Here is a 14,154-nt window from a genome sequence, read left to right as displayed (position 1 = left end):
GTTTTTTCGGTAAATGGACCCGAAATAATAAATACGAAGTGCTTTTTAATACCTTAATATTTATCGCATCATTTTTCCTGGTATCATTTCTCAGTCTTTATATTTTCTTTTCTACCGTTGATTTTTCCCGTTAATAAAGAATCTTTTCTGAGGATTAAATAGGCAATGAAAAGATTAATCAAAAGGGCTGCCCAGACATTCAAACCATAAAAGAGCTGGTAATCATGCTTCGCTTCATTGTAAAACAGATTCTTAACAATTCTGAAAGTAATGGCTGTGGTTGTCACAGAATAGCTTAGAATCATAAACATTCTGTGTCTATTGATATTTCTTTTCTTGATAGAAAGTACAGCAGCTATAGTAAAATATGCCCAGAGAAAATCCTGCACCAGAAATCCTGCAATTCCGACAAGTCCTCCATTTGAAAAAAGTCCCAGTACAAAACACGCCGGAACATTGATGATCAAAATGTTGTAAACGTATATTTTCCCAATAATCTGATGAAGGTTTCTGTTTTCTGCCAAAAAACCACTTGAAAACTGAGTCAGACCAGCCAGAAGACAAAGCGTTATGGAAAAGATATGAATATAGAAGAAAGTCATCCAGTAAGGATTATCTACAACCTGTTGTTTAAAGGCCAGAAATCCAATGTTTTTTTCAAGAGAAGTATATTGGGAAATTGTTTTCAGCATCAGAATACTGAAAAGAAGAACTAAAAATAAAGCAGTGGCTTTAATGATCTTTATTCCCAAATACTTCATGAATTATTTAAATGATGAACTTTTTAATGTTCCAATACTTCTCTGATCTGTTTTTCCAGATCTTCCATATTTTCATACTTTCTCAGTTCCAATGATTTTCCTGAAATTGTAAGTTCTTTAGCAATATCAAGGATCAATTCTAAAGGCTCAGCTTCATAGCCAAACAGATTGTTGTCGAAATTCGTTCCTACCAATACTCCGTCACTATTCATTCCCAGACACCAGTTTTCTACAAACTCATTAAGAGGAATAGAAGAGGGCTCATACTTATCCCACTCGTTTTCTATGCATGATTTTGCTCTGGCAGCATCAGACCAGAAACAAATGATCTGCACTGGCTCACCGTCTTCGTATTCTGATTCGGAGGAGTAGGATGTTGCATATCCTACATCACCTTTTAAAGCATATACTGTTTCTGTTTCAATTATTTTTTTAATAAAGTCTTTATGGCGGTTCTCAACTGTAATATGATCTTGGAGCATTTTTGTTTAATTATGAATTATGTTTGATATTCTATTTCTTATGAAATCTCATCGTTGTTAATATGAATAATTTCGGGATTTTGGCCATCAGAATCTCTCTTAGATCTACCATAAAGTCCTATTTCAAGATCATTTGGGGATTCATTGTCCAGTTCCGAAGGATGTACATATGTATACATACCATATCCATGTCCGGAAACCAGCCATCCGTCAGTAAGGTTTAAATGAATTACACTGAAATCGCCGGCAGGACCTCCAGCAGAAACCGGCCCGAATTCTTTCATTAATTGTATTGCTTCTCCTTTTACATCTTTGATAGTACTGATATCGTCAAAAATGATATAAGTACCGTTTTCAAAAAGAACCCAATCCTGAAATTTAGGATTAATGGCAAGCTTCACATGTTCAATCATCTGTTAATAGTTTAAAATAAGGGTTATAAGGTAATATTTTTATTTAAATATGTAGCTTTTATAGATGATTTATCAATCATCATTTATAAACTGTTACATAATTCCTTTAATTCTTAAATGCTGTAGCAGCATGATTGTTTTTGCATCTTTGATTTCCCCTGTATCAATCATTTTCAGGCTTTCTTCAAAAGGGAGTTCCAGAACTTCTATATTTTCTCCTTCTTCTTCTAATCCACCTCCATCATTAATTTTCATCTCACTGGAATATTCTGCAATGAAGAAATAAAGAATTTCCGTTACAGATCCAGGCGACATATAAGCTTCAAATACCTTTTGAACACTTGAAATTTTATATCCTGTTTCCTCTTCTGTTTCCCTTTTAATACAGTCTTCCGGATTGTCATTATCCAAAAGTCCGGCACAGGCTTCAATAAGCATACCTGTAGGATTTCCGTTGATATAAGTAGGTAATCTGAATTGTCTGGTGAGAATAACAGTGTTAGATACTTTATTGTAAAGAAGAATGACTGCTCCGTTCCCACGGTCGTAGGCTTCTCTGCTTTGGGTTTCTGTAGTTCCGTTCTTTTTTAAAACAGAATAAGTGACTTTGTTTAAAGTATACCAGTTGTCTGAAAGGATTTCTGTATTTAATAGAGTTATATCAGGGTTTTTCATTAGAATATTTTCTGTGTTATTATTTATGTAAGTTGATTATATTTTTAAATTTAATGCTTTAATAAATCATTTAAAGCTTTTTCCAGATCCGGAAATTTAAAATGGAAACCTGCATCCTGAATTTTTTTTGAAGAAGCTCTGGAGCCTTCCAGAATAGCAGTCGCCAATTCCCCGAATATAAGTTTCAGAACAAATCCAGGAACATTAGGCATGAATAAAGGTTTTTGAAGAACCTGTGCAATTTTTTTTGTCAGATCTCTATTGGTGGCATGCTGTGGAGATACAGCATTATAAGGCCCGTTTATTGCCGGGTTTTTTAAAGCAAATTCATAGATAGAGCAGATGTCCTCAATATGAACCCATGGCATATATTGTTTTCCACTCCCTAGCGGAGATCCAATGTAATATTGAATAGGAGGTATCATTTTCTTTAAAGCTCCGTCTTTTTCAGAAAGAACAACAGCAGTTCGTATTTTGACAACTCTTTCTGCCAGGCCCTGCTCTTTGAAATCGTCAGCTGCTCTTTCCCATAAAACAACCACCTCACTTAGAAAATCATTGCCAGGTGGATCGTTTTCTGTATAAATCTTTTCCGAAGTTTCAGTACCATAAAAATTAATTCCTGAAGCTGAAATAAAAGATTTAAGCTTTATTTTATTTTTTCTTAAAGCAGTTCGAAGTAATTCCGCAGAATCAACACGGCTTGAGATCAATTCTCTTTTTCTTTCGGGTGTCCAACGTTTTTCTGAAATATTGGCACCCGCAAGATGAATGATATGGGAGATATTCTCCAGAGCGGTTTCATCCATTATCCCTTTTCTGATGTCCCATTCGTATTCATGATCATGTGCTTTTTTTCGGGTAAGAAACCTGAGCTCATATTCGTTACCTATCTTTTTTGCCAGTTCTTTGGCAATCATACCGCTGGCACCGGTAATCAGAACAACTTCTTTCATAATAATAGATTTGTGAGGTGTGGGGTTATGCCTGATTTTTTACAATCAGTACAAAGTCATCTTCCAGAAGTTTATAGCCGTAATCATAAATAAACTTATATTCAGAACCATTTTTATAAACTTTCAGATTGGTAAAATAATCAAAATCAAAACCTAAGCCATCCAGTCTGGATTTTGGAACTTTTGTTTTGCCATCGGTATTTATTTCCATCAGGATACGGTAATTCTTACGGAGTTTGTTGTTCACATTCCGCATCAGATTGCTTGAGTCCTTATTCTGCTTATTGTTATAGGCGTTCCGGCAGGCATCGTTGCAGAATTTTTTATCCGATCTTCCGATGATTTTTTCGCCACATTCCAGACAATTCATGATTTTTATTTTAAGTGATGGGTGTGTCTTTTTTTCAACAGTTTTTTAAACATGCTGTGGGTAGGGTAGCTTCTATTTGGCGTAATATTATTAAAAAATAGAGCCACAATCAGAAGAATAATGCATCCGGAAAGTACAGGGGAGAGAACGTACCAATATCCTAATTCCGGAATTTTTCCTGTAGAACTTACTGCAATCAGGGCTGTAGCTCCGCCTGGTGGATGCAAAGTTTTTGTATACTGCATCAGTACAATGGAAAATGCTACCGCTAAAGGAGCCGAAAGCCATATAATATTGGGAACAAACTGATAAACAGTAACTCCAACTAATGCCGACAGAACATGTCCGCCGATAAGATTTCTTGGTTGTGCCAAAGGACTCTGTATTGCCCCATAAATAAGAACACTCGATGCCCCAAAAGAACCGATCAGGAAAATATTCTCAGTTTCTGTGAGTGAGTGAGACTGGATAAATGCAATAATCCCAATTCCAAAAAAAGCTCCCAGAAATGACCAGAAATGCTCCTTGTAATCCACAAGAGTCTCTTTATAAATCACATATTTTGAAACCCTGAATGTTCTTTTGATTGTCTTCTTCATTTACTCTTCTTTATTTTTTATAATTTGAATTAATTGGTCTACAAATGGACGGGTATAAGCTCCGTTTTCATCATAATCCGGATCTAAAATAGTAATCTCTATTCCAAAACACAATGGATTTTCAAATAAAGGTTCCAGCATTTCCCTGAGATCGTCATAACTAATTCCATCTTCCATTCTGCTATCTACGGCAGGCATAATCTCATCTTTCAGAATATCCACATCAAAATGAATAAAAAATCCGTCCAAACTTTTATCATCCACCATTCTCAGAAAGTCTTCAGCTGTTTTTCTGAAACCATTTTCTCTGAGGCGGTAAAGGTCAAAATAATGAATATAGGAATTGATGATTTGAGCAACATATTCTTCGTCATCTGTTTCCGCATTTCCACAGCAGAAAATATTTTCTTCGGACAGATAAGGTTTTAAACCATTGATATCAGTTAATTTTTCGTGTCCGGTTCCGGTAATGATGGCAAGATCCATTCCTGCTGCGCCACCGGTTTCAGAAAGTTCTGGTGGAATAAAATCTGTATGGCCATCCAGATAAAAAAGCCCGAAATTTCCAAGCTTTTTCAGAGCAATAGCATTTCCTATAAGAATGCTGCAGTCACCTCCAAGAAAAATATTGAATGCATCTTTTTCGTAATTGTGAAGGAAATAATCAGCCTGCTTTTTAGCATATTCAATAATCTGGTCTGCATTTCTGACGTTTGATTCCTTGTCAAAATCCATAGAATATGCCGGAGCCTCCAGTCTGAAAACGTTGGTCGGGTTAATTCTGCTATGAAAATCAAATTTTCTGAGCCAATCCGGAAGTTTTCGAACCCCTGGTTCTGTCTCATGTATTTTCTTTGTAAGCCCCAAATTGAGAGGAAACTCAAAAATATTGATGCTCCTTTTCATAGATGAATTTTCACAAAGATACGGAATTATCCGTTTGTAAATGGATAGCTTTTCACCTGGTTTTTATTTATATGATATTTTATAAAAAAGGATAGGGTTTGTTCGATAATATAAAAATTCAGAGTATTTCAGGCTGTATTTTATTTGTTGCTCTTTCTTTTGAAATAAGCAGTATTTATCAATGTTTTAAAAATATATTTCACTTATAAAGCTTGATTTTTAAACATAACTATCTTGTTTTCATGTAAATAAAATGAATTTTTATTTCACGTAATTGTGTTTTTTTATAAATTTGATAATAATAATTCTTCTGTTACTATTAAACATCATCAAAAACTATTACTATGAAAAAACAACCCGTTAAACCGGAATTTACTTTCAAAATGTTTGAGGTATTAAGTCGGATGTGGCTTGTGGGCTGTGTAAAAACGGCTGCGGAACTTAATATTGCCGATCAGCTCGCATATGGGCCCAAAACAATTTCAGCACTGGCCGCAGAGACGCACTCTAACGAAAAAGAGCTATACAGAATAATGAGAGCTCTGAGTAGTGAAGGTATTTTTGAAGAACTGGAGAATAAAACATTTGCTTTGAATGATTTCGGAGCTGCCTTACAAACCAGCGTTCCCGGAACCGTAAAAGACTTTGTCATAGCCAATGTTGGAGAGCATTTTCCATGTTTTGCAGATCTTATTTATTCTGTGCAGAAAGGCAAAGTTCCTTTTGACCATGTACATGGGATGAATCTTTGGGAATATTACAAAAAGCATCCGGAATTAGGAGCCAATTTCGGGCGGGGAATGACGGGATTGTCCGGAATGTCTTTGCAAGGAATTGCTGCAAACTATGATTTTACCCCCTATAAAACCATAGTAGACGTAGGCGGAGGTAATGGTGCTATGATGTACGTTATGTTGAATTCTTCACCCGAAAGCTCAGGGATTATTTTTGATGAAGCCCATGTTACGGAAAAAACAATTCAGCTGATTCCTGAAAATTTAAAAGACCGTTGTAATGTTGCCACAGGAAGTTTCTTCGAAAAAGTACCTGAAGGAGCAGATCTATATACAATGAAATGGATTATCCATGACTGGAATGATGATGAATGTATACAGATTCTAAAAGTATGCCGTGATGCAATGCCCAAAGGCGCAAAACTACTGATTATAGATTCTGTAATTCCTGATGACAGCAGAAATAAGCCTCATATTTCCAAACTTTTCGACATCGCAATGATGGCCTGTATTACCGGAAAAGAAAGAGAGCTGAATGAATTTAAAAGTCTTCTGGATAGTGCAGGATTAAAGTTCAACAGGGTAGTTCAAATAGGAACAGAGGTTCAAAGCATTGTAGAATGCGAAAAAGCATAAAATTCCAATTTTAAGTTACATGATTAAGTGAAAGTACTCAATAAAATTTTGTTGGGTACTTTTTTATTGTCTATATCCAAAAAAGCGTTCCATTGCGGAACGCTTTTATATTTACAGGATCATACTGAGCGGAGCTGAAGTAGCTCTGTTTATTTTTTCAATCTGCTAATTTCTTCTTTCAGAAGGCCGATATATTCCTGCATCGTTTTTATAATTTCTATACTTAATTCATTATTAAGATATCCAATATTGTTCCCGGAAGAAGTACTGTTGCCAACGTTCGCTCCCGGACTGTCATTAAAAACAGGATTTTCAATAATAATCCTAGCTTCTTCCTCTTCATAAATCTCTTCTACAGAAACATCTAAAAATTTAGCAAGCTTTTGCCATTCTGTCTGTGTTATAGATACACCACCGCTTTCTTTTCTGCTATAATTGGAGACGTCAGTAGGGATCACTTCAGCCATTTGCTGCTGGGTGAAGCCTTTCATCTTTCTTACTGTACGTAGTTTTTCTTTTTGCATATCAGACATTTTTACAAATTTGCAAAAAAAAATTAAATTAAATAGAAAAAAATCCCTTGTGATAGATCTATTTTTCAATGTTTTTTAAGAGTTGAAAATATGTTAGGATTAGATTTTTCTTTGTTGAATTTTTTAATTTTAAGGTAAGAATTACCAGCTTTTAGTTCTTATAAATAGTCTTTTTTGCTGTATTCTCTTTATTTTATTATCCGTTTTCAAACGACTACAAACGAATTTAAACAGTTTATAACCGACTGTGATTGGATAACATCACAATCTTTGCAACAGAGATTTGAGAAAAACAGTGAACGTCTCTTATCTGAATTATTAATCTTTAAAATCTAAAAGTTATGTCACTAAGAAACAAAGTAACATTAATTGGTTACACCGGTAAAGAAGTTGAAATGGTAAATTTTGATAATGGAAACATAAAAACAAGCGTATCTCTAGCTACAAGTGATCATTATACGAATGCCAAAGGAGAAAAAGTAGAAGAAACGCAATGGCACAATCTTATTGCATTTGGGAAAACAGCAGAAATTTTTGAAAAATATGTTCCCAAAGGAAAAGAAATTGCTATCGAAGGAAAGTTAACCTACAGATCATATGATGATAAAGATGGGGTGAAGAGGTATATCACAGAGATTCGTGTAGACGAGATCTTATTATTGGGAGGGAAATAATTAAAAAACACAAATGATGAAAGTAAAAATTTTTAAAATAAGACTTCCCGAAGAGTTTCTCTACAAAGATCAGAAAATGCTGGATGATTTCCTGGAATGCAATGAGATTATAAAGGCAGAAACTGCTTTTGTAGGTGAAGAAAAATATTGGTCTGTAATATTGTATTTTGAAGACTTAAAACTGACAAAAAATACAGTAAAAGAGCCAAAGGCAGCTAAATATTCAGCAGAAAATGATCTTTTGAATACAGATGAAGAAAAGATTTTGGAAGCATTGAAGCTCTGGAGATCAGAAAAAGCCAGAGAAAATAATCTTCCTACTTATTTCATCGCCAGTAATAAAGAATTGATGTCTGTAGCTAAATATAAACCTGCTAAGAAAGAAGAATTGCTCGAGATCAAAGGATTTGGAAAGCATAAAATTGAAAATTATGGTGAAGAAATTCTGGAGATTCTTGAAAGTATTTGATTTTTGGAATAATTGATAACCCAACAGCAAAGCTGGAGAAGATTGTTTCTTCAGCTTTTTATACTATGTAAAATTCCTTTCAATTCCGTACTTTTGCATTTATCAAAATGACATACAACAAATGAAGCCAAGTTTAGCAAAAGGGACGAGAGATTTTACGGCACAGGAAGTTTCCAGAAGAAAATATATCATCAATATTTTACAGAATAATTTTGAATTATTCGGATTTCAACCATTGGAAACACCAAGCTTTGAAAATCTTTCTACATTGACAGGAAAATACGGAGAAGAAGGTGACAGACTGATCTTTAAGATTTTAAATTCAGGTGATTATACTTCAGAGGTTAATCAGGAAGATTGGGATCATAAAAACCATCAGAAACTGACTTCTCAAATTTCAGAGAAAGCTCTTCGCTATGATCTTACTGTACCCTTTGCAAGATTTGTAGCTATGAATCATGGAAAACTAACATTTCCTTTCAAACGCTCCCAGATTCAACCGGTATGGAGAGCAGACAGACCTCAGAAGGGAAGATATAGAGAGTTTTATCAGTGTGATGCAGATGTGGTAGGAAGTGAGAGTTTGCTACAGGAAGTGGAACTGGTTCAATTGTATCTGAAGTCTTTTGCAGACCTGAAAGTTCCGGTAACGATTCATATGAATAACAGAAAGATTCTTTCTGGGCTGGCAGAATATGCAGGTATCACAGAGAAACTGATTGATTTCACTGTAGCATTGGATAAACTTGATAAGATTGGAAAAGATGGAGTTGTAAAAGAATTGCTGGAAAGAGAAATTGCTCAGGAATCTATTGATAAGCTTGATTTCTTATTCAGCCAGTCAGATGATGCATTGGAAAATCTTCTACAGCTAAAAGAAAAATTTGCAGGAAACGAGATAGGTTTGAAAGGAGTAGAAGAACTAGAGTTTGTTCTTACACAATCTTTGAACCTGGGTGTTGACATTCAAAACTTAGTATTCAATATTACCTTGGCAAGAGGTCTGGATTATTATACAGGAGCCATCTTCGAAGTGAAGGCAGATGAGGTTGCTATGGGATCCATCGGAGGAGGAGGTAGATATGATAACCTGACGGAAGTTTTTGGGGTGAAAAACATTCCGGGAATAGGAATTTCATTTGGATTAGATAGAATTTATCTTGTTATGGAAGAATTGAATCTTTTTCCTGAAGAAGCTTCTTCTAAGATAGAATACCTGTTTGCTAATTCTGGAGGTGAAGAAATAACAGAAGCTTTGAAACTGATTATGCAACTGAGAGCAAAAGGAATTTCAGCAGAATTATATCCTGAAAATGCAAAAATCAATAAGCAGTTTACCTACGCAGAAAAGAAAGGAATAAAAAATGTAGTTTTCCTGGGTGAAGAAGAAATTAAAAATAACACGGTTACTTTTAAAGATCTTGGAGCTGGAGAGAAGAAAACAGTTTCTTTAGAGGAGTTTTTAGGAGAATAATATTGTACATATATTAAAAATAAATCAACCACAAAAGCAATTTTGTGGTTGATTTATTTGATGGATACTAAGATTTAAATACTTTTGATCTTTATAATCGGTTCAGAATTTGTAATTTGGAGTCGACATTATAAAAACAGGGTAAAATGTTGCCCTGTATTCATAAAAACTTTTAAACATAAAAACCAGATGAATACCATTTGCGCATTGTGCGGTACACCGCTGATGGATATAGATATGTCCGTAGGTAAAAATAAATTGGCTGACGGTGGCTATTTATGTGCAGGATGCTTTACTAAAGCCATTTCGATCAATAGAGAGCTCATCAATAATCTTGATCAGTTTTATTTTGCAGAAATTACAGGAATGATGCTGAAAAGTAAAATTGATGCCAGCCAGAATCCCGGAGGAACTCAGTTTTCAGGAAACAGCCGCTACAAATATGATGCACCCACCAGACTGGATGAAATAAAAGATCAGATTGTTGCACTTAATGCAAGGCTGAGCGTTTTGGCGAATGAAGAAGTAAATGAGTTGGCGAATGTACTGGATAGAGATGAAAGATTATTGGCCATCGCAGAAGGAATAGATCTCCAAAGTAATAGAGAAGGAATTATATTTTCAACCCAGAGAAGAATTCTATTTATTGATAAAAAATTTCTGGGTGGTATTGTAAAAAACGAATTCCTTATTCACGATATTTCTTCCATTGATCATATTGAAAACCTTTTATACTCAATATTGCAAATCAATACTTATAGAGGTTCGGCACAGTTCAAGCTACATAATAAAAATGATGGAAGAGCATTTTCCAATATTCAAAACAGAAGTACTTCTTACAATGAAAACGAACTCAAACAAAATTCAAGTCCATTCCAGGCATTTGCTCAAACGATTCCTGATTTGGTAGAGGAAAATGTATATTCCATTGACAAAGGTGATTCCGGAGCTATCTTTGAGCAGCTGGAAAAACTAGGAAAGTTGAGAGAAACTGGAATTTTGACAGATGAAGAGTTTGCAGAACAAAAGAAAAAACTGCTTGATAAATTATAAAAAAGAAGAAATGAGCAATAATTGTGCATTGTGTAATACAGAACTAACATCCATGGATACGCTTTTGGGAGCGAATACGCTTTCAGATGGTAATGTTTTATGCAATAAATGTTTAAATAAAGTAAGTGATATCAACGAAGAATTGCTGTATAATCTTAATAAATTCAGCCTTAATGATATCAATAAAATGCTGAATGAAGAAAAGAATGAAACAGTTCAGACAATAATGATAGCAGAACAGAATCTTCCTGTAACAATAAACTCCGGTTCCCGTCAAATCTCAAAAGAAGTTTATAAGAGAAGACATCAGAAAATAAAGAATGAGTTGGAAATGTTGAATGCAAATCTTTCCGTCTTTACCAAAGGAGAAATAAAAGAACTTCCTTATCTGATTTCTGAAGAAGAGCAGATCATTGCCATTACAGATGCTCAGTTTGCCAATACCCTGGAAGCAGGAATATTGGTAGCAACATCCATAAGATTGATTTCTGTATCAAAAGCTTTGTTTGGAGCAGCGAAAATAAATGATTATCCTAACGAAACCGTTAAGGCTGTAAGCTTTGTGTCACATTCAAAATCCCCAATTATTAAATTACATCTTGATGAAAGAGTAGTAGAATTTGAATGCTTCATGGATAAAGAAGATGCAGAGAAATTCTATGACAAGATAAAAGCAAATTACAATAATCCTCAGGAACAGTCTTCAATAAAGATGGGTTCTGTAAGCAAAAATGTTTCAGTTTCCTCAGAAGAAATTTTTAATCAACTGGAAAAACTAGGGAAGCTAAGAGAAAATGGAATCTTGACGGATTCAGAATTTGCGGAACAAAAAAAGAAATTGTTAGAACAATTAAAATAAAACTTGTAATACTGAATCATGAAGGATAAAGTATCGGTAGAAATTGTAGAAAAATGGCTTAAAGGATGGTGTTTATCAAGAGAAGTATCTTTTCCTGTTCCGTATAAGTCCGGATTCCACGTAATGGTAGGAGACGAAAAACAAAAAGAACGTTTTGTATTTCCAGACCTGAATGAAGATTTTTTCCAGCTTGCCCATTCAATTGATGAGCCCTGGATTTATCTGAAAGTATCAACTTCTCCTGATGAATTTATAGAGAAAATTCCTGAAAGATGGAAATTGCAGCCGCAGGGATATATGATGACCTGCTTTCATCCTATGAATTTCCCGGAAACAAGTCTTGCAGAAGGCTATCATTTAGAATTCTCTGAGTATAATACAACCTTTGTTGTTAGGATTGTATCGGAAAATGGAGAACAGGCATCTATAGGCCGTGTTTCTCTTATAGATGATATCGCTGTGTATGACAGAATCATTACCGAAAAAGATCATCAAAGAAAAGGACTCGCTACTTTTTTATTAAAAGAACTGGAAAAAATTGCCTTGTCAAAAGGAGTTACAAATAATCTTTTAGTAGCCACAGAAGAGGGAAAACTATTGTACGAAACCTTAGATTGGAAAATATATTGCCTGCATACTTCTATTGTAATCCCTTCAGAAGAATGATGTTTTTTATTGGATTAAATTTCTAATTTTATATAAACACTAATTTTAAACCATACAGTAACACCATGAGTGAAAAATCAAGACTTGACGAAATAAGAGATGAATTAAAAAGTCTCGACATCAACCCTACCATATTTGCCAGAAAAGAAATTCATGCATTGCCGGACATCCTTTCACCGGATGAGAAAATTGTCTCTCTTGTAGAAGGAAGAAACAAATTAAACAATCATCATATCATTTTAGTAGCCACAGAAAGGAGATTGATATTTGTGGATAAGGAATTCATGTACGGATTGAAAGTAGAAGACTTTTCTTACAGCAAAATAAGCTCCATACAATATGAAACAGAATTCTTATTGGCTTCTATTGATATTCAGGTAACAGATGATATTGTAGAGATTGATGGAGTAGGAAAGTACCATGCTGAACTGTTTTGCGAAAAAGTAAGAGAATTCATGTCCCGCCCGGAAGAAATTATTCAGAGTAAATCTGAACCCAGCGTTTTAGACCAACTTGAACAGTTGGGAAGATTAAAAGAAGCCGGAGTTTTAAGCGAAGAAGAATTTCTGGAGCAAAAGAAAAAATTAATGGAGAAGTTATAGACAGTAAATTGAAGAGATAGGAAAACTAATATAATTTTAAACTAAAATCATGGAAAATTACTTAGAAATAAACAAAGAATCTTGGAATGCCAAAGTAGAGCCCCATCTGAAATCGGATTTCTACTTTGTAGATGAATTTTTAAAAGGAAGGACATCTCTGAACTCCATAGAGCTGGAACTTCTTGGAGAGGTAGAAGGGAAAACTATTCTGCATCTGCAATGTCATTTTGGACAGGATTCCATTTCTCTCTCAAGAATGGGCGCTCAAATTACCGGAATAGATCTTTCCGACAAAGCCATTCATACAGCCAGAGAGCTTGCACAAAAATGTGGTACGGATACAGAATTCATCTGTTCGGATGTATATGATCTACCGAATGTTCTGGATAAGAAATTTGATATCGTTTATACAAGTTATGGTACTATTGGATGGCTTCCTGATCTTGAAAAATGGGCTGGGGTTATTGATCATTTCTTAAAACCGGGAGGAAAGTTTATTATGGCAGAATTTCATCCTGTTGTTTGGATGTTTGATGATGACTTTACAAAAGTGGCTTACAACTACTTCAATGAAAAGCCAATTGTTGAAACGTACGAAGGAACTTATGCAGATCAGTCTGCGCCTATCGTACAGGAATATGTAATGTGGAATCACTCTGTAGCAGAAGTTCTTGATAATTTGATTAAAAAAGATTTACAGCTGAATACTTTCAGAGAATTTGACTGGTCACCATACCCATCCTTCAGACATGTAGAAGAATTTGAAACAGGAAAATGGAGAATTTCACAGTTTGGAAATAAAGTACCTCTCGTGTATGCATTAGCAGCACAGAAAAAGTAAAATTAATTGAAGCAGATCAATATCTGAACGATTTAAATTAAAATAAAAAGTCATCGTAGTGCTATTACGATGACTTTTTCCTATATATGAATGTTAAAAAAACTGCTCTTGTTAATTAGCTCAGAGAATCTTCAGCCTTTGTTTTGGCTTCGTCTACTTTGTTCTGAACCTGGGAAGCAACATCATTAGCTTTGCTTTTAAGGTCATTTCCCCATTTGTTAAGATTATCCTTTGCAGTATTGATCTTATCTTTTACAGCTTGTTGATCTTCAGGGCTTGAGTTCTTATATTTCCAATAAGCTAATGCACCTAAACCTAATAAAGCTAATAGTCCTTTTGCTTTGTTTCCCATGATTTCTATTTTTTTATGTATTAATATTAAAATTTGTTGTTATGAATAATGTAAAATACGTGCCAAAAAAATAAATGGACTTATAAAAAAATGTTAAAT

At 34.5% G+C, this 14,154-nt stretch carries 19 protein-coding genes; 9 read left to right on the top strand and 10 right to left on the bottom strand.

Translation table 11 applies throughout. The features are described from left to right. Window positions 1–83 precede the first annotated feature (83 nt). From ACM6F9_RS10180 to ACM6F9_RS10145, 8 genes are all read right to left on the bottom strand, one after another. Window positions 84–761 (bottom strand): DUF2306 domain-containing protein, encoded by a 678-nt coding sequence (locus tag ACM6F9_RS10180; RefSeq protein ID WP_414845604.1) that lies wholly within the window; start codon window positions 759–761, stop codon window positions 84–86. 23 nt (window positions 762–784) lie between these two features. Further along, window positions 785–1,243 carry a DUF2750 domain-containing protein gene (locus tag ACM6F9_RS10175; protein ID WP_414845603.1) on the bottom strand — a complete coding sequence of 153 codons (459 nt, stop codon included), beginning with the start codon at window positions 1,241–1,243 and terminating at the stop codon, window positions 785–787. 38 nt (window positions 1,244–1,281) lie between these two features. Beyond that, on the bottom strand, window positions 1,282–1,656 hold the full coding sequence (locus tag ACM6F9_RS10170) for a hypothetical protein (RefSeq protein ID WP_414845602.1): 375 nt from the start codon (window positions 1,654–1,656) through the stop codon (window positions 1,282–1,284). Window positions 1,657–1,749: 93 nt separating this feature from the next. Continuing rightward, complete coding sequence (nudK, locus tag ACM6F9_RS10165; protein ID WP_414845601.1) at window positions 1,750–2,331, bottom strand: GDP-mannose pyrophosphatase NudK; 582 nt, start codon at window positions 2,329–2,331, stop codon at window positions 1,750–1,752. A gap of 50 nt (window positions 2,332–2,381) precedes the next feature. Further along, window positions 2,382–3,287, bottom strand: coding sequence for a TIGR01777 family oxidoreductase (locus ACM6F9_RS10160; protein WP_414845600.1), 906 nt, complete (start codon window positions 3,285–3,287; stop codon window positions 2,382–2,384). A gap of 25 nt (window positions 3,288–3,312) precedes the next feature. After that, entirely contained in the window at window positions 3,313–3,657 is a 345-nt protein-coding gene (locus ACM6F9_RS10155; protein ID WP_034695532.1) for a hypothetical protein, read from the bottom strand. Window positions 3,658–3,662: 5 nt separating this feature from the next. Next, window positions 3,663–4,256 (bottom strand): HPP family protein, encoded by a 594-nt coding sequence (locus ACM6F9_RS10150; RefSeq protein WP_414845599.1) that lies wholly within the window; start codon window positions 4,254–4,256, stop codon window positions 3,663–3,665. Continuing rightward, window positions 4,257–5,162 carry an arginase family protein gene (locus tag ACM6F9_RS10145; RefSeq protein WP_414845598.1) on the bottom strand — a complete coding sequence of 302 codons (906 nt, stop codon included), beginning with the start codon at window positions 5,160–5,162 and terminating at the stop codon, window positions 4,257–4,259. A 344-nt stretch (window positions 5,163–5,506) separates the two neighbouring features. On the opposite strand from ACM6F9_RS10145, the gene ACM6F9_RS10140 reads away from it, so the two are divergent. Further along, complete coding sequence (locus ACM6F9_RS10140) at window positions 5,507–6,532, top strand: methyltransferase (protein WP_414845597.1); 1,026 nt, start codon at window positions 5,507–5,509, stop codon at window positions 6,530–6,532. A gap of 149 nt (window positions 6,533–6,681) precedes the next feature. Here the strand turns inward: ACM6F9_RS10140 and ACM6F9_RS10135 are convergent, their stop codons facing one another. Beyond that, window positions 6,682–7,056, bottom strand: a complete 375-nt coding sequence (locus ACM6F9_RS10135; RefSeq protein WP_414845596.1) for a helix-turn-helix domain-containing protein — start codon at window positions 7,054–7,056, stop codon at window positions 6,682–6,684. 350 nt (window positions 7,057–7,406) lie between these two features. Between ACM6F9_RS10135 and ACM6F9_RS10130 the strand changes: the two genes are divergently transcribed. The 8 genes from ACM6F9_RS10130 to ACM6F9_RS10095 all read left to right on the top strand — a co-directional run bounded on the left by ACM6F9_RS10130 (window position 7,407) and on the right by ACM6F9_RS10095 (window position 13,703). Then, window positions 7,407–7,739: a single-stranded DNA-binding protein gene (locus ACM6F9_RS10130; RefSeq protein WP_414845595.1), complete on the top strand. Its 333-nt coding sequence runs from the start codon at window positions 7,407–7,409 to the stop codon at window positions 7,737–7,739. Between the two features lie 13 nt (window positions 7,740–7,752). Beyond that, on the top strand, window positions 7,753–8,208 hold the full coding sequence (locus ACM6F9_RS10125; protein ID WP_414845594.1) for an HRDC domain-containing protein: 456 nt from the start codon (window positions 7,753–7,755) through the stop codon (window positions 8,206–8,208). 121 nt (window positions 8,209–8,329) lie between these two features. Beyond that, complete coding sequence (hisS, locus tag ACM6F9_RS10120) at window positions 8,330–9,682, top strand: histidine--tRNA ligase (RefSeq protein ID WP_414845593.1); 1,353 nt, start codon at window positions 8,330–8,332, stop codon at window positions 9,680–9,682. Window positions 9,683–9,871: 189 nt separating this feature from the next. Continuing rightward, window positions 9,872–10,735, top strand: coding sequence for an SHOCT domain-containing protein (locus tag ACM6F9_RS10115; protein ID WP_414845592.1), 864 nt, complete (start codon window positions 9,872–9,874; stop codon window positions 10,733–10,735). 10 nt (window positions 10,736–10,745) lie between these two features. Further along, entirely contained in the window at window positions 10,746–11,594 is an 849-nt protein-coding gene (locus ACM6F9_RS10110; RefSeq protein ID WP_414845591.1) for an SHOCT domain-containing protein, read from the top strand. 18 nt (window positions 11,595–11,612) lie between these two features. After that, a complete protein-coding gene (locus ACM6F9_RS10105) occupies window positions 11,613–12,260 on the top strand; it encodes a GNAT family N-acetyltransferase (protein ID WP_414845590.1) in 648 nt (215 codons plus the stop codon). Between the two features lie 65 nt (window positions 12,261–12,325). Further along, window positions 12,326–12,862, top strand: coding sequence for a PH domain-containing protein (locus ACM6F9_RS10100; protein ID WP_414845589.1), 537 nt, complete (start codon window positions 12,326–12,328; stop codon window positions 12,860–12,862). A 49-nt stretch (window positions 12,863–12,911) separates the two neighbouring features. After that, window positions 12,912–13,703, top strand: coding sequence for a class I SAM-dependent methyltransferase (locus tag ACM6F9_RS10095; RefSeq protein WP_414845588.1), 792 nt, complete (start codon window positions 12,912–12,914; stop codon window positions 13,701–13,703). A 115-nt stretch (window positions 13,704–13,818) separates the two neighbouring features. Here ACM6F9_RS10095 and ACM6F9_RS10090 read toward each other — a convergent pair whose 3' ends face one another. Then, on the bottom strand, window positions 13,819–14,055 hold the full coding sequence (locus ACM6F9_RS10090) for a YtxH domain-containing protein (RefSeq protein ID WP_105682092.1): 237 nt from the start codon (window positions 14,053–14,055) through the stop codon (window positions 13,819–13,821). Window positions 14,056–14,154 lie beyond the last annotated feature (99 nt).

The organism is Chryseobacterium sp. IT-36CA2, assembly GCF_949767875.1.
Lineage (GTDB): Bacteria > Bacteroidota > Bacteroidia > Flavobacteriales > Weeksellaceae > Chryseobacterium.
This window is presented reverse-complemented; position numbering and strand designations above follow the sequence as displayed.